This is a genomic window from Streptomyces sp. NPDC001157 (genome assembly GCF_053598255.1).
Window position 1 is genome coordinate 55,444 of the sequence record NZ_JBSFJW010000021.1, and the last position, 14,792, is coordinate 70,235.

The 14,792-nt window shown below is 69.4% G+C and carries 19 protein-coding genes; 10 read left to right on the forward strand and 9 right to left on the reverse strand.

Annotated elements, in window-relative coordinates:
* Position 1 precedes the first annotated feature (1 nt).
* From ACWDAG_RS30065 to ACWDAG_RS30105, 9 genes are all read left to right on the forward strand, one after another.
* On the forward strand, positions 2-160 hold the full coding sequence (locus ACWDAG_RS30065; RefSeq protein ID WP_450698690.1) for a hypothetical protein: 159 nt from the start codon (positions 2-4) through the stop codon (positions 158-160).
* Positions 160-828 carry a DUF2637 domain-containing protein gene (locus ACWDAG_RS30070; RefSeq protein ID WP_450698691.1) on the forward strand — a complete coding sequence of 223 codons (669 nt, stop codon included), beginning with the start codon at positions 160-162 and terminating at the stop codon, positions 826-828. Before ACWDAG_RS30065 ends, ACWDAG_RS30070 begins: the two co-directional genes overlap by 1 nt.
* 18 nt (positions 829-846) lie before the next feature.
* Positions 847-1,038 carry a mobile element transfer protein gene (locus ACWDAG_RS30075; protein WP_360212052.1) on the forward strand — a complete coding sequence of 64 codons (192 nt, stop codon included), beginning with the start codon at positions 847-849 and terminating at the stop codon, positions 1,036-1,038.
* A gap of 12 nt (positions 1,039-1,050) precedes the next feature.
* On the forward strand, positions 1,051-1,209 hold the full coding sequence (locus tag ACWDAG_RS30080; RefSeq protein WP_106971953.1) for a hypothetical protein: 159 nt from the start codon (positions 1,051-1,053) through the stop codon (positions 1,207-1,209).
* A gap of 19 nt (positions 1,210-1,228) precedes the next feature.
* The gene (locus ACWDAG_RS30085; RefSeq protein WP_450698692.1) at positions 1,229-1,540 is read left to right on the forward strand and encodes a SpdD-like protein; all 312 of its coding nucleotides are present in this window, start codon (positions 1,229-1,231) and stop codon (positions 1,538-1,540) included.
* An 85-nt stretch (positions 1,541-1,625) separates the two neighbouring features.
* A complete protein-coding gene (locus ACWDAG_RS30090; protein ID WP_450698693.1) occupies positions 1,626-1,811 on the forward strand; it encodes a hypothetical protein in 186 nt (61 codons plus the stop codon).
* A complete protein-coding gene (repSA, locus tag ACWDAG_RS30095) occupies positions 1,804-3,183 on the forward strand; it encodes a replication initiator protein RepSA (protein WP_450698694.1) in 1,380 nt (459 codons plus the stop codon). The genes ACWDAG_RS30090 and repSA overlap by 8 nt, the downstream gene beginning before the upstream one ends.
* Entirely contained in the window at positions 3,180-3,377 is a 198-nt protein-coding gene (locus ACWDAG_RS30100) for a helix-turn-helix domain-containing protein (protein ID WP_093474319.1), read from the forward strand. Before repSA ends, ACWDAG_RS30100 begins: the two co-directional genes overlap by 4 nt.
* Positions 3,377-4,612: a tyrosine-type recombinase/integrase gene (locus ACWDAG_RS30105; protein WP_450698695.1), complete on the forward strand. Its 1,236-nt coding sequence runs from the start codon at positions 3,377-3,379 to the stop codon at positions 4,610-4,612. Before ACWDAG_RS30100 ends, ACWDAG_RS30105 begins: the two co-directional genes overlap by 1 nt.
* 1,278 nt (positions 4,613-5,890) lie before the next feature.
* Here the strand turns inward: ACWDAG_RS30105 and ACWDAG_RS30110 are convergent.
* The 7 genes from ACWDAG_RS30110 to rpsB all read right to left on the reverse strand — a co-directional run bounded on the left by ACWDAG_RS30110 (position 5,891) and on the right by rpsB (position 12,111).
* Positions 5,891-6,415 (reverse strand): hypothetical protein, encoded by a 525-nt coding sequence (locus ACWDAG_RS30110; protein WP_450698696.1) that lies wholly within the window; start codon positions 6,413-6,415, stop codon positions 5,891-5,893.
* A 384-nt stretch (positions 6,416-6,799) separates the two neighbouring features.
* On the reverse strand, positions 6,800-7,249 hold the full coding sequence (locus tag ACWDAG_RS30115; protein WP_450698697.1) for an SRPBCC family protein: 450 nt from the start codon (positions 7,247-7,249) through the stop codon (positions 6,800-6,802).
* Positions 7,250-7,384: 135 nt separating this feature from the next.
* Entirely contained in the window at positions 7,385-8,521 is a 1,137-nt protein-coding gene (locus ACWDAG_RS30120) for a phosphatidate cytidylyltransferase (RefSeq protein ID WP_450698698.1), read from the reverse strand.
* Positions 8,521-9,078, reverse strand: coding sequence for a ribosome recycling factor (gene frr, locus ACWDAG_RS30125; protein ID WP_030943211.1), 558 nt, complete (start codon positions 9,076-9,078; stop codon positions 8,521-8,523). Before frr ends, ACWDAG_RS30120 begins: the two co-directional genes overlap by 1 nt.
* Before the next feature lie 146 nt (positions 9,079-9,224).
* Positions 9,225-9,986: a UMP kinase gene (gene pyrH, locus ACWDAG_RS30130; protein ID WP_450698699.1), complete on the reverse strand. Its 762-nt coding sequence runs from the start codon at positions 9,984-9,986 to the stop codon at positions 9,225-9,227.
* A 185-nt stretch (positions 9,987-10,171) separates the two neighbouring features.
* The gene (gene tsf, locus ACWDAG_RS30135) at positions 10,172-11,008 is read right to left on the reverse strand and encodes a translation elongation factor Ts (protein WP_450698700.1); all 837 of its coding nucleotides are present in this window, start codon (positions 11,006-11,008) and stop codon (positions 10,172-10,174) included.
* Positions 11,009-11,190: 182 nt separating this feature from the next.
* On the reverse strand, positions 11,191-12,111 hold the full coding sequence (gene rpsB / locus ACWDAG_RS30140; RefSeq protein WP_450698701.1) for a 30S ribosomal protein S2: 921 nt from the start codon (positions 12,109-12,111) through the stop codon (positions 11,191-11,193).
* Between the two features lie 270 nt (positions 12,112-12,381).
* Here rpsB and ACWDAG_RS30145 point away from each other — a divergent pair, with 270 nt between their 5' ends.
* Positions 12,382-12,951, forward strand: coding sequence for a murein hydrolase activator EnvC family protein (locus ACWDAG_RS30145; protein ID WP_450698702.1), 570 nt, complete (start codon positions 12,382-12,384; stop codon positions 12,949-12,951).
* A gap of 141 nt (positions 12,952-13,092) precedes the next feature.
* Here the strand turns inward: ACWDAG_RS30145 and ACWDAG_RS30150 are convergent, their stop codons facing one another.
* Together ACWDAG_RS30150 and whiG are read right to left on the reverse strand one after the other, a co-directional pair.
* Positions 13,093-13,650: a TetR/AcrR family transcriptional regulator gene (locus ACWDAG_RS30150; RefSeq protein WP_115905632.1), complete on the reverse strand. Its 558-nt coding sequence runs from the start codon at positions 13,648-13,650 to the stop codon at positions 13,093-13,095.
* Between the two features lie 74 nt (positions 13,651-13,724).
* Entirely contained in the window at positions 13,725-14,567 is an 843-nt protein-coding gene (gene whiG, locus ACWDAG_RS30155) for an RNA polymerase sigma factor WhiG (protein ID WP_450698703.1), read from the reverse strand.
* Positions 14,568-14,792 lie beyond the last annotated feature (225 nt).

Genomic DNA, 14,792 nt, shown 5'->3' on the forward strand with positions numbered 1-14,792 from the left:
CATGTGCCCCGACTGCGAGGACTTCGCCCGCACCGTCCTGCTCCTGGGCCAGCTCGCCCTCTACGCCGACACCACCGACGCCGACCTCGACTTCGTCGACATCGTCAGCCCCTCCCTGGCCGCCTCCCTCCCGCAGCCTCCGACCGGGGAGGAGTCCTGATGGCCGCCCGCCACGGCCTGCGCATCGACGCCGTCCTGGTCCAGGCCGTCATCGCCGGAGCCCTGTCCTTCGCCCACCTACACGACCTGGCCGCCGCTGCCGGACAGGACGGCTGGAAGGCATGGGCCTACCCGATCTCGGTGGACCTGCTCCTGGTCGCCGCCTGGCGACGGCTGCGCTCCGAGGGCCCGTCCCGGCTGGCCTGGTGCTGGTTCCTCATCGCCCTGATCGCCTCCCTCGGCGCGAACATCGCCACCGCCGGATTCCTCGACCTGGACCAGCCGCCCGCCCTGCTCCGCCTCGGCATCGCCGGATGGCCCGCCCTCGCCTTCCTCGGCGGCACACTCCTCGCCCACTCCAACGACCACCGGCCCCCGGATGTCCAGGCACCGGCCCCGGCCCCGGAGTCCGAGGTCGTGGACGACCGCGAATCGGCCCCCGCCCCCGTGCCGAACCCGGAGCCTGTCGCGGCCCCGGTCGAGGAACCGCCGGCACTTCCGCCCGCCGACCCGGCGCCCGCGGTTCCCGCCGTCCTCGTCGACCACGCCCGCAAGGTCGCCGCCGACTACCGCGACCGCCACGGCGCCCCGATCGACACCGACACCCTGCGCGCCCGCCTTGGCGTCCCGCCGCACCTCGCCGACGCGATCGCCGCCCAACTCGCCTGACCCGGAAGGAGAACCGCCATGCCCGCCCGTGACCACTTCCACTCCGTGATGCGGATCGGCCCCGTGCAGATCGGCACCCACCGCGACCGCCACGGCCGCACCGCGCACGCCGCCGTCTGCACCGCCGACCGCTGCGGCTGGTCCGCCGACTACTCCAGCCAGAGCGCAGCCCAGCTCGCCGCCCGCACCCACCGCTGCCGCGTCCGCTAGGAGACACCCGTCATGCAGGTCCCCCTCTGGTTCGCGCTCGCCGTCGTCGGCTACCTCGGCGTCAAGTTCCTCCGCCCGCCCTGGTGGCTCGTCACCGTCCTCCTCCTGGGCGGCTACCTCCTCGCCGACAGCGTCCTGGCACCCGCCATCGACACCGCCCTGACCAAGTAACCGCGAAGGGACAACCGCCATGCTCCGCCCGAAGATCCCCACCATGCCCACCCCGACCGGGCTCACCACCCCGCCCGCCGTCGTCGAACCGACCACCGTGATCCAGCACCACCCGACGCCCGCCCCGAACCCCCAGGTCTCCACCCGGCCCACCGTCCAGCTCACCCCCGGCTCGGTGCTCGCCCTCGTCGGCGGCGGCACGGCCGTGGTCCTGGTCCTCGGCGCCGTCCTGGTCTCGATGCTCCTGGCCGTCGCCATCACCGGCGCATCCGTCGCCGTCTGCGCCCTGGTCATCCGCTCACTGATCACCGCCGACGCCAAACGCCGCTAAAGGGCCGCCGGGTGGCGCACAAGCCGCCAAGCACGCCGCCACCCGGGGCCGTTCCTTCCAACCGCAATCGAAAGGAACCACCATCATGGCCCACCGCACTTCGCCCCCGCCGAGGATCTGCCCGGCCTGCGACGGCTTCGCCTCCGTCGCCATCACCCTCGGCGGCCGCGACCGCAACGGTCACCTGCGCACCATCACCGCGCACTGCCCGGCCTGCAACGGCCTCGGCATCAGCCGCACCCGCGCCCACCGGGAGGGTGCCCGTGCATGAGCAGCTGCTCGACCGTGCCACCCTCGGCGACCTGCTGAGGGTGGCTTCGGCCGATGACTTCGACCGCTGGCACGAGCAGATCCGCCGCACCGGCGGCTGCTCCGACCCCATCCACCTGACCGGCTGGACCCTCACCAAGGACAAGACGACCGGCGAGACCCTGCACCACTACTCCACCGAGAACGAGCCCGGCGGACGGCTGCGCCTGGCCTGCGGCAACCGCCGCGCCTCCCGCTGCCCGTCCTGCGCCTCGACCTACGCGGGCGACACCTACCACCTCATCCGCGCCGGTCTCGCCGGGGACGACCGCCGCGACATCCCCTCCACCGTCCGCGACCATCCCCGCGTCTTCGCCACCCTCACCGCCCCCTCCTTCGGCCGCGTCCACAACCGGCCCGACCGGGGCCTGTGCCGCTGCGGCACCCACCACCCCGCCAACGATCCCGCCCTCGGCACGGCCATCGACCCGGACACGTACGACTACGCGGGCGCGGTGCTGTTCAACAACCACGCGGGACAGCTCTGGCAGCGCTTCACCAACCGCCTCCGCCGGGAAGTCGCTGCCCGCGCCGGCATCACCCAGCGGGAGTTGAAGGAAGCCGCACGGCTCTCCTACGGCAAGGTCGCCGAGTTCCAAAAGCGCGGGGCCCTGCACTTCCATGCCGTGATCCGCCTCGACGGCCCGGACGGACCCGACACCCCACCCCCGGCCTGGGCCACGGTCGACCTGCTCACCGACGCCATACGGGCCGCCGCCGCGCACTCCTACACCTCGGTCTCCGTCCCGGCCGCCGAGAACCAGCCCGCCCGGACCTTCCGCTGGGGCACCCAGCTCGACGTCCGCCCGGTCAAGGCCTTCGGCGACGGCTCCGACATCACCGAACAGGCCGTCGCCTCCTACGTCGCCAAGTACGCCACCAAAGCCGCCGAGAACACCGGCACCCTCGACCGCCGCATCGGCGAACTCTCCGAACTCGACCGCCACCACGTGCCCGACCACACCCGCCGCCTGATCGAAGCCTGCAAACTGCTCGACCCGCTGTACCCGGACCGGCGCCTATGGGCCTGGGCGCACATGCTCGGCTTCCGGGGCCACTTCTCCTCCAAGTCCCGCCGCTACTCCACCACCCTCGGCGCTCTCCGCCAGGCCCGCGCCGACTACCGCGCCGCCCAGGAACACGCCGCCCTCGGCCTCGACGACACCGAGCCGGACACCGTCCTGGTCCTCGCCGACTGGCAGTACGCGGGCCACGGCCACACCCCCGGCGAATCCGTCCTGGCCGCCACCATCGCCCGCGACCTCCAACTCAACCGCGAAACCGCCCGCGAAGCCCTACGCGACCAACTCGCCCTGGAAGGAGCTGCCGCATGACCGTTCGCACGCTTCCGGAGCGGTACCTGACCCCGGCCGACGTCGCCGAGCTGCTCGGCGTTCCAGTCGAAACGCTGTACCAGTGGCGGCGCAAGCGCACAGGTCCTCCGGCATTCCGCGTCGGCCGGCACCTTCGCTACGACCCCGTCCGGCTCCGCCAGTGGGTCGACGGACTGACCGAGGTGGCTGCCTGATGCCGGGGCACGTGCAGGATCGCTGGTACAAGACCGAGTTGGGCCCGGACGGTAAGCCGATCAGAGTGAAGACCGACCGCTACGGCAACGGCCTCCGCTACCGGGCCCGGTACGTCGGGCCTGACGGCACCGAGAAGAGCCGGTCCTTTCCCGACCGCCAGAAGCGCCGAGCGGAAGAGTGGCTGGCCGAGACGGCTGCCGACATGTCGCGTGGCCAGTACGTCGACCCCAAGGCCGCCCAGGTCACCTTCCAGCAGTACGCGGAACGCTGGATCACCGGACAGACCACCGACCTGAACACGCGCATCGGAGTGGAGACCCGGCTCCGGCTGCACGCCTTCCCGCGCATCGGGGCGCGTCCGCTCGGATCCTTCCGTCCGGTCCACATCCGCGAGTTCGTACGCGATCTGGAGAACTCCGCGATAGGCGGCACCTACGCCCGCAACATCTACGCCAACGTCCGCGCGGTGCTGTCGGCCGCCGTGGACGACGGCCATCTCGCCCGGAATCCATGCTCGGCGGCATCTGTCCGCCCACCCGCCGCGTCGGCAGCCCGCGTCGTGCCGTGGCTCCCCTCCCAGGTGCTCGCGGTTCGCGACGCGCTGCCCGAGCGCTACCGGGCCATGGTCGACGTGGGGAGCGGCTGCGGTCTCCGGCAGGGCGAGATCATCGGCCTGGCCGCAGACACCTTGCGCCTCGACAGTGACACCCTGCGGGTCACCACTCAGGTCAAGCTGATCCGGGGCACAGCCGTCTTCGCACCGCCCAAGGGCAACAAGGAGCGGGACGTACCGCTGCCGTCCTCGGTGGCCTCCGCCCTGCGCCGGCACATGGACAGTCACCCGCCCGTGGCCCTCAAGCTGCCGTGGATGAGGCCGGACGGTCCGCTCATGGAGCGACGCCTGATCTTCACCAACAGGGCCGACGGGGTCGTTTGGCGAAGCAACTTCAACATCCAGGACTGGAAGCCCGCGCTTGCAGCTGCCGGTCTCATCCCGACGCCCGAGCAGGGCCAGCCGCACGCCTCGGCGCGGCAGCACGGAATGCACGCCCTTCGCCACTTCTACGCCTCGGTCCTCCTGGACGCGGGCGAGAGCATCAAGGCCGTGAGCGAATACCTCGGGCACTCCGATCCGGCGATGACGCTGCGCGTGTACGCGCACCTGATGCCGAGCAGCAGCGAGCGTGCTCGCCGGGCCTTGGACGGTGTGTTCGGCACGGCCCAGGAGTCCTGACGGCCCGGGGACGGCCCAGCGGTTACAGGACAGCCCCCTACTGGCGACAACCTCGCTGGTAGGGGGCTTCTTCGTGGCCGGAGCACATCAGTTCTCCGGGCTTAGGCATGGCTGTACCAGTGTCGCAGATCGAATCGGGTGACCTGGGGCTGCGAGTTGGGACGCCTGTCACTGGTGGTCGTCATCCGTCGCCGCTGAGCGCCCTCGGACGGCCCGCAGACGGCCCGAAATTCTCGGATCCCCCAGGGTCTGACCAGCTAGCATCGCTGCCAGTCCAGGGGACGGGGGTGCGCCATGGCGATCGGCCGCAAGGGTTCGCGACGCATCGTCGTCGACGGCACGACTTACCGCTGGCGCCTGCGTCGCCGCCCCACATACGACCAGGCTCTCTGTGATCGACCGTGTACGTACGCGGTGCAGCACGCGGACACCCCTGGTACCACCCTGGTCGTCACCACGAATCAGCCTCATGCCGGCAACTGGTTCGGTGCGCCGAGTATCGCGGTTCTGCCCAGTGACGTCGCCGCCGCTGTCGCATCGGCTCTCCGTCAGGGCTGGTCCCCTACGCAGCAGGGCTCACCTTTCCACCTGGACCATGCGTCAGAAGCCGGCAGGGCCGATCGGCGGCTGCCCCGGCGCTCCGCCCTCCTGGTGGCGCCCGGCTATGGCTGCGGCGAGCGCCAGGAGCGCCTCCACTTGAGCCATCTGCAAGCGGTAGTCCGGCTGAACCCTTCCTCCCATGGCACCCCTTAGCGGCGCCAAGAGTTCGATGGCAGCCTGCTCGTGCTCTTCGTAACTGGCCACGTAATACCCCCAGGTCAAGTGGTGCGGTGCGGCACGCTACCGCGCGCTCAACGGAGTCTCAATGATCGGGTCAAGCCGGACCGGAGGGGCGCCGTCCATGAGCCGAGAACGGCGCCCCGTGCAGGACTTGCGTCAAGCTGCAATCGCTGAGGCCTACCCGGCCGATCAGACCTTCGCCGGCAGGTGGCGTTGGTCGGCTGCGGTCGCGATGGTGGCCGCAAGTGCTTCCCAAGCTCCCTTGTCTCCACGGCGCGGGATGGCAAGGTCGAACCCGGCATTGATCATCGCGGTGCGGCAGCGCGGGCACGGATGCGCTCGCGGCGGTAGCGGGCTCTGCCTGAACGACGCAGGTCTGGCGTGCGGATTCCCTACCTTGGGCACAGTCCGGTGGAACTCACCCCTGCGGGCCCCGGTTCTCCACTTGTGGCTGCTGCGGTTGCTGTACGTCACTGCTGTACACACTGGATGCTTCGATCAGAGGGTGTCGATCTGCCACGCGATCACGCCTGTCGATCCTTTGGCACCATCGACATCGATGTGTACCGGCAGCTTGTGTGCGGTGATCCGTTGCTCCACCACTGACTGATCACACGGCACCTCGGCCTTTGACCCGGTGTTGGTCGGCGTAAACGTCAAGTGCGCGTTGCCGCTGCCGAAGCACACCAGGTTCAGCTTGTATGACTTGCCCTGTTTCAGGGTGGGCACTGTGTGGATGCCGTCGGTCACGCGCTCCGCGCCGGCCTCAACCATCGTCCCGGTGTGAAAGCCGGCAAGGGCCGCCTGGGCCTGGTCGGTGAGCTTCTTCTCCTGCTTGGCCGCAGCCTGAGACGCGCTCACCGTGGGCGGTGACGACGTCTTGTTGGCGGCCTCACCTTCACTGCTACCGGACGTACACGAGGTCAGCAGCAATGCCGCCACTGCCATAGCGGATCCAGCGAACCAGGCCCGCGGCTTGAAAGGGGCAGCGCCGGTCACAGCGCGCCGTGAGCTGATGCCCATGTGACACCTTTGCTGGTGGACCGCTCCCGTGGCGATCGAGCACTTGGACCATACGGGCGGGACACGTCCGCGACAATAACAAGATCGAAGTTCTGAGGAGAACTTGAGGGTGCAAACACATTCCTTCATTGTTCTCAGCAATGACCGAGTCAACCGAAGCCGGTTGTGCCGACCGATCAGGCGCGTGTGTGCCTCGCTGCATCCATCGAGTCAGGAGCGCACGCGCGACGCCGTTGACCGGGTGTTCCTGCCGCCGCCTTCCGGGCCAGACGGCCCAGAGACGGCCCAGTAACCCAGAACAGGCCCTCGATCTGCGCCGAAAGCGCAGGTCGAGGGCCTTCTTGATGCCCGATCACTGCCAGTTCTCACCCGCTCTTGAAAGAGCTAGGCGGTGGTGTGCTCCAGCTTGTCCTTGAGCAGTTGTTCGTTGCGCGGCATCTCCTTGCGGACCTGCGGGCGGACCACCAGCGGAAGCAGGACCTTGCCGATGCCGTGTCCCTCGAAGTCCAGGTCCATGGTGACGTGGGTACGGCGGCCGTCGTCCAGGGGCGCGATCTCGCCGTGGAAGTTGCCCCTGATGGGGCCGTCGATCCCGCGCACGGTCCAGGAGCGCTGCGGCTCGTACTGGGTGCACTCCATGGTCATCGGGATGTCGCGGCGGCCCACGTGACGCGTGACGCGGACCCGGGATCCGAGTCCGAAGGGACGGTCGTCGAGCTGTTCGGTGGCGACCGCGCTCAGCTGCCACTCCGGCAGGTGCGAGGGATCGATCATGTACGCCCAGACATCCTCGGGACGGCGGTCCACGTCGAACTCTTCATGGATGGCGGACATGGCGCCTCCTCTTCGGGAGATCCCCTTTGAGGGCTTACACCGGAATCGTCCCACTCGGCCGACCGGTGCGCCATCGTCCGAAAAGCGTGGAGCCCCCGCCCTCGTAAGGACGGAGGCTCCACGCGTCACGGCCGGTCAGCCGGACCCCACGAACAGCACCATCAGCAGCCACACCACGGGCGCCGTCGGCAGCAGCGAGTCCAGCCGGTCCATGATGCCGCCGTGGCCCGGTAGCAGCGTGCCCATGTCCTTGATGCCCAGGTCCCGCTTGATCATCGACTCCCCGAGGTCGCCCAGCGTGGCGCTGGCCGCGACCGCGAGGCCCAGGAGCAGGCCCTGCCACCAGGAGCCGTCGTCGATCAGGAACTGCATGCACAGCGCACCCGCCACCATCGCGAAGGTGACCGCGCCCAGCAGGCCCTCGCGGGTCTTGCCGGGGCTGATGCGCGGCGCCAGCTTGTGGCTGCCGAAGCGCCAGCCGACGGCGTACGCGCCCGTGTCGCTGACCACCGTCAGCAGCAGGAACGTCAGTACGCGCCACGGGCCGTCCTCGGCCGTCAGCATCAGCGCCACGAACGTAGCCAGGAAGGGCACGTAGAAGGCCGCGAAGACACCCGCCGTGACGTCCTTGAGGTAGCCCTCGGGTGGCTCCGTCATACGCCATACGAGGACGGCGAGTGCCGTGAGTGCCATGGCGACCCACGCGCCCTCGGCGCCCCGCACATAACCGGCGACGACCATCGCTCCGCCGCCGAGTGCCAGCGGGACCAGGGGCGCCTTGATGCCCTTGCGCTCCTGGAGGCGGCTGGTCAGCTCCCACAGGCCGACCACGACGGCGACCGCGACGACGCCGACGAAGACAGCCTTGACGATGAACAACGACGCGATGATCACCACACCGAGCGCGACACCGACCCCTATGGCCGCGCCCAGGTCGCGGCCCGCGCTCTTCTTCTGCGGGCGGGGCGCCGGCTGAGGGGCGTCGGGCATGGGCTCCGGATTCTGCCGCGCCGCCGGGTAGGGCGGCGACTGAGGGGGTTCGTCGCGGAACAAGGGGCCGCTCAGCCGAGCGGCCCCCCGGTCGTCATCCTGGTCACCGCCGTACGCGGGTACCTCGGGCACGATGGGCATGGGGCGAGTCTGCTGCGCCTTGGGCGCATCGTACGCGGGACCCGCCGGGGCAGCCCCCTGGACAGGTCCGTGGTCGGACGGCCCCCAGTACCCCGCCTGCGACCCGGTGTGGGGCGGCGTTCCCCAGGAAGAGTCGTTCATCAGACCTCGAGCAGCTCCGCTTCCTTGTGCTTCAGGAGCTCGTCCACCTGGGCCACGTACTTGTGGGTGGAGTCGTCGAGCTCCTTCTCGGCGCGGCGGCCCTCGTCCTCGCCGACCTCGCCGTCCTTGATCAGCTTGTCGATGGCGTCCTTGGCCTTGCGGCGCACGGAGCGGATGGACACGCGCGCGTCCTCGGCCTTGCCCTTGGCGACCTTGATGTAGTCGCGACGGCGCTCCTCGGTGAGCTCGGGGAACACCACCCGGATGATGTTGCCGTCGTTGCTCGGGTTGACGCCCAGGTCGGAGTCGCGGATCGCCTGCTCGATGTTGCGCAGCGCCGTCTTGTCGAACGGGGTCACGACCGCCATGCGCGGCTCCGGCACGGAGAACGAAGCCAGCTGGTTGATCGGCGTCGGCGCGCCGTAGTAGTCGGCCACGATCTTGTTGAACATCGCCGGGTGCGCACGACCGGTGCGGATCGCGGCGAAGTCCTCCTTGGCGACCACGACGGCCTTCTCCATCTTCTCCTCGGCCTCGAGGAGGGTCTCTTCGATCACCACTTGCTCCTGCGTGTCTTGAGTAGGCCCGGCTGCTGTTCCGTATGCGTGGGGCGGCGGCCGGCTGCGTCGCGTCTTCTTCCTGCACGGTTCCCGACCGGCAGGACATTGTCCATCCCCCGGTCAGGGTCCATGAGTGTTGCTGGTCAGTCCCGGCTGTCCTGGTCACCCACAAGCGTGCCGATCTTCTCACCCTTGACGGCGCGGGCGATATTGCCCTCGGCCAGGAGCTCGAAGACGAGGATCGGGAGCTTGTTGTCGCGGCACAGCGTGATCGCGGTGGCGTCGGCGACCTTGAGGTCGCGGGTGATGACCTCGCCGTAGCCGAGGGAGTCGAACTTGACGGCGTCCGGGTTGCGCTTGGGGTCGGAGTCGTAGACCCCGTCCACGCCGTTCTTGCCCATCAGCAGCGCCTCGGCGTCGATCTCCAGGGCGCGCTGGGCGGCGGTGGTGTCGGTGGAGAAGTAGGGCATGCCCATACCGGCGCCGAAGATGACGACCCGGCCCTTCTCCAGGTGGCGCACCGCGCGCAGCGGGATGTACGGCTCGGCGACCTGGCCCATGGTGATGGCGGTCTGCACCCGGCTGTCGATGCCCTCCTTCTCCAGGAAGTCCTGGAGGGCGAGGCAGTTCATCACGGTGCCGAGCATGCCCATGTAGTCCGAGCGGGCCCGGTCCATGCCGCGCTGCTGGAGCTCGGCGCCGCGGAAGAAGTTGCCGCCGCCGATGACGACCGCGACCTGTGCGCCGTCACGCACGACGGCCGCGATCTCACGGGCGATCTTGTGCACCACATCGGGGTCCACACCCAGGCCCCCGCCACCGGAGAAGGCCTCACCGGACAGCTTCAGCAGAAACCGGCCGCGTACTTTGCCGTCGTCGCTCTTCTGGGGCTTGGTGGTGGTCATGGAGATCCCGCCTCTTTCACGTGTTGCACATACGAAGAAGGCCATTGCCGCTGGGGTGTTGGCATCCCATGCTCGGCAATGGCCTCCTCGTCAGATCTGCTGTCGTCCGTCACGCGCGTGCGTGACGGACGGCCGGACGGCTGCTCTCGACCCTATCGGGCCGAGACGCCGATCGCGGCACGGACTCAGATGCCGACCTTGATACGCGTGAAGCGCTTCAGGGTGACACCGGCCTCGTCCAGGACCTTCTGGACGGACTTCTTGTTGTCGAGCGCGTACGGCTGGCCGAGCAGCGTGGCGTCCTTGAAGAAGCCGTTGAGGCGACCCTCGACGATCTTCGGCAGGGCGGCCTCGGGCTTGCCCTCGGCGCGGGTGGTCTCCTCGGCGACGCGGCGCTCGGACTCGACGACCTCGGCCGGCACGTCCTCCTTGGAGAGGTACTTCGGCGCGAAGGCGGCGATGTGCTGGGCGACACCCTTGGCCAGCTCGGCGTCGGCCTTGTCCAGCTCGACCAGGACACCGATCTGCGGGGGCAGGTCGGGCATGGTGCGGTGCATGTACGCGAAGACGAAACCGTCGGCGAACTGCGCGAAGCGGTCCAGGACGATCTTCTCGCCGAGGTTGGCGTTGGCCTCGTCCACGAACGCCTGGACGGTCTTGCCGGCCTCGATCTCGGAGGCGAGCAGGGCCTCCAGGTCGGCCGGGGAGGTCGCGGCGACGTGCTGCGCGATCTGGTTGGCCACGGCCTGGAACTTCTCGCCCTTGGCGACGAAGTCCGTCTCGCACTTCAGCTCGACGAGGACGCCGGAGGTGTTGTCGTCGGCGATGAGGGAGACCACGGCGCCGTTCTCGGCGGAGCGGCCCTCGCGCTTGGCGACGCCCTTCTGGCCCTTGATGCGCAGGGCCTCGACGGCCTTGTCGACGTTGCCCTCGGCCTCGTCCAGCGCCTTCTTGCAGTCCATCATGCCGGCGCCGGTGAGCTCACGAAGCTTCTTGACGTCGGCGGCGGTGTAGTTCGCCATGAGTCTGTGAATCTTTCTCGAAGTCTGGAAGATCGAAGATCTACGGGGTCCACGGCCCCCATGTGGTCGGGGGCCGCTGACTCTCCGCCGACCTACGGGTGAACGGCGGGAGCGGTTCTCACCGCGCCGGAGGCGCTGTGAGACGCAGTACCGCTCCCGCCGTCAACTCTGACGCTGACGGGTCAGGCCTGCTCGGCGTCCGCGGCCGGAGCCTCGGCGGCCGGAGCCTCAGCCTCGGGGGCCTCGGCGGCGGGGGCCTCGGCAGCCGGGGCCTCAGCAGCGGCCTCGGCCGGCTTCTCGGCCTCGGCGGCCGGAGCCTCGTCGGCCTTCTTCTCACCCTCGAGCAGGTCGCGCTCCCACTCGGCGAGCGGCTCGCCCGCGGCCTTCTCGCCCTTGTCACCGGTGGCGACGCGCGAGCGGCTGATGAGGCCCTCGGCGACGGCGTCGGCGATCACGCGGGTGAGCAGGGTGACGGAGCGGATCGCGTCGTCGTTGCCCGGGATCTTGTAGTCGACCTCGTCCGGGTCGCAGTTGGTGTCGAGGATCGCGACGACCGGGATGTTGAGCTTCCGGGCCTCACCGACCGCGATGTGCTCCTTCTTGGTGTCCACGATCCAGACGGCGCTGGGCACCTTCTGCATCTCGCGGATACCACCGAGGGTCTTCTCCAGCTTGGCCTTCTCGCGCGAGAGCACGAGAAGCTCCTTCTTGGTCAGACCCGAAGCGGCGACGTCCTCGAAGTCGATCTGCTCGAGCTCCTTGAGGCGCTGCAGACGCTTGTAGACGGTGGAGAAGTTGGTGAGCATGCCGCCCAGCCAGCGCTGGTTGACGTAGGGCATGCCGACGCGGGTGGCCTGCTCGGCGATGGCCTCCTGCGCCTGCTTCTTCGTACCGACGAACATGACCGTGCCGCCGTGGGCGACGGTCTCCTTGACGAACTCGTAGGCGCGGTCGATGTACGACAGCGACTGGAGCAGGTCGATGATGTAGATGCCGTTGCGCTCGGTGAAGATGAAGCGCTTCATCTTCGGGTTCCAGCGACGGGTCTGGTGACCGAAGTGGACGCCGCTCTCCAGCAGCTCCCGCATCGTGACGACGGCCATGGCCGTTCTCCTTGAGTTTCTCGGTTGTACCGCGGATGCCGGTGGGCACTCGCGCCTGACGCCCACATGCGCCGTGCCGCAAAGGACCGAGGGGCGCTGACACCGGCTTTTGATCACCGGATGTCGGGGCGTGCGAAGTCGACCCGGTGACCCGGATCGCCAGAAGAAGTGTACGGGACCCGCGAGGCACCGGGTGACGCCGCTGTCCACAACCCGGGAGTAGTCCACAGACCCCGGCCGTGATCGAGGGCGGCGCGGGAGGGTTCTCGCATGCGAGCGAGGCGATACGTGCAGATGACGTGGGTGGCACTGCTGGGACTGGCATTGACCGTCCTGTCCCCCTGGGCATGGGCGGACGACCCGCCACCACGGGCACCGGGCCCACCGGTCCCCGCAGTCGGCCGCGCCTGGCCGGTGGGCACCCACCCCACCGTCCTACGGGGCTGGGAACCCCCGGCGACGGTCTACGGCCGCGGCCACCGGGGCGTGGACCTGGCCGCCCCGGCCGGCACACCGGTGAGAGCGGTGGCGGCCGGCCGCGTGTCCTTCGCGGGCCGCGTGGCGGGCCGCGGCGTGGTCTCCGTACAGCTGACGGACACGAACCTGCGAACGACATACGAACCGGTGAAGGCGTCGGTGCAGAAGGGGGACGAGGTGACGGCGGGCGAGGCGGTGGGGACGGTGGAGCCGAGGGCGGGGCACTGCGCGGTCACATGCGTGCACTGGGGTTTGCTGAGAGACGACACCTACCTGGACCCGCTGTCTTTGCTCCCCCCATGGCTGCTGCACCGGGGCCCATCGAGACTGCTTCCGGTACTCGGGGTACCGCTGCCCTCGTAGCCGCCGCACCTTACGGGCAGTCGCACCGTCGGCGCAGCCTGCGGGCAGTCGTGCCGCCAGGGGCGGCTCCCGACCCAAAGAAAAGCGGCACCCCGCACGCGCGGGCCGGCGACACTCACCCGAGGGCAACCCCCACCACCGTCAGCCGCGAACCCCCCGCAACGCCATGGCCACCGCAGCCTCAGTGATCGCCGAAGGCTCCTCCGCCGCCCCCAGCTCGATCCGCCGCACAGCCGCGTCCACAACCCCCTGCACCAACATCGCGGCCAACCGAGGCGACGAATGCCCCATCTCCCCGAGCGCCTCGACGATCATCGCGACCAGCCCCCCGTGCGCGGCCCGGATCTTCTCCCGAGCCCCCGCATCCAGCTCACTCGCGGAGATCGCCACGACGGCCCGGTGCCGCCGGTCCCCCACCAGCACCAACTGCTGCCGCACATACGCCTCGACCTTGCCCTCGGCCGACCCCGCCCGCTCCATCGCCGCCGAGACCTCCGCGGCCCACACGGGGAAGTCGACCGCGCACAGTTCCTCGACGACAGCCGCCCGGGACCGGAAGTACTCGTACACGGACGACCGGGCAAGCCCCGTCCGCTCGGCCAGGGCCGGGAACGTCAGCGCCTCCGTCCCACCCTCGGACAGCAGAGACCGAGCCGCGTCCAGCAGGGCGGCTCGCTGCATCGACCGGTGTTCGGCCACGGAGGCCGCTCGAATCCTTGGCACGTCAACCACTTTACGGACGGACCACCCCCGAGGGGAGTGAGTCGGGCCGCTCAGCGTCCGAAGCTCGCCAGCTTCGCGCGCAACTGCAGCACCGACTTGGTGTGGATCTGGCTGACCCGGCTCTCGGTGACTCCGAGCACGTTGCCGATCTCGGCGAGCGTGAGCCCCTCGTAGTAGTAGAGCGTGACGACGGTCTTCTCCCGCTCCGGCAGGGTGTTGATCGCCCGGGCCAGGAACCGTCTGAGCTCCCGGTCCTCGGCCACCTCCACCGGGTTGTCGGCGGCGGTGTCCTCCAGCGTGTCCATCAGACTGAGCCGGTCGCCGCCCTCGCCCCCCACATGCAGCAGCTCTTCCAGGGCCACCACGTTGGCCAGCGACAACTGGCTGAACACCGCATGGAGTTCATCGACGGGGATGCCCATCTCGACGGCCACCTCGCTCTCCGACGGTGTCCGCCTCAGGCGCGCCTCCAGGGTCGCGTACGCCCGCTCGACGTTCCGCGCCTTCTGCCGCACCGATCGCGGGATCCAGTCCAGCGCCCTGAGCTCGTCGATCATCGCGCCCCGGATCCGGGTGATCGCGTACGTCTCGAACTTGATCTCCCGGTCGATGTCGAACTTCTCGATCGCGTCGATGAGCCCGAAGACCCCGGAGGAGACGAAGTCGGCCTGTTCCACGTTCGGCGGCAGACCGACGCTCACCCGGCCCGCCACGTACTTCACCAGCGGCGAGTAGTGCAGGATCAGCTGCTCCCGCAGCCGCTCGTCGCCCGTGTCCTTGTACGACCGCCACAGCTCGTCGAGCGTCGAGGGAGCGGGCGGCCGCACGCTGCCACCGTCACGGGCGGCTGGGGGGATCGCCGCCCGGTCGGACCCGGAGGTGTGCTGGGGCATTCGTTGCCTTGTGCCGTTCTGCCGTGAAGTGGGGGTGCCTGGGTGAGCTGTCGGTCTGATGTCGAGATGCCGGTCTGCGCCGGAATCCTCGTGAGCGTAGCGTGACTGAAGTGTCGCGGTGCGCGAAGGTGGGCGCGGATCGGGTGCGCAGATACGTTCCGCAGGACGCCCCACGGAGTCACGGCGATTGCTGTGCGTCACCGCCGAGGGACGCCAACTGCGGGT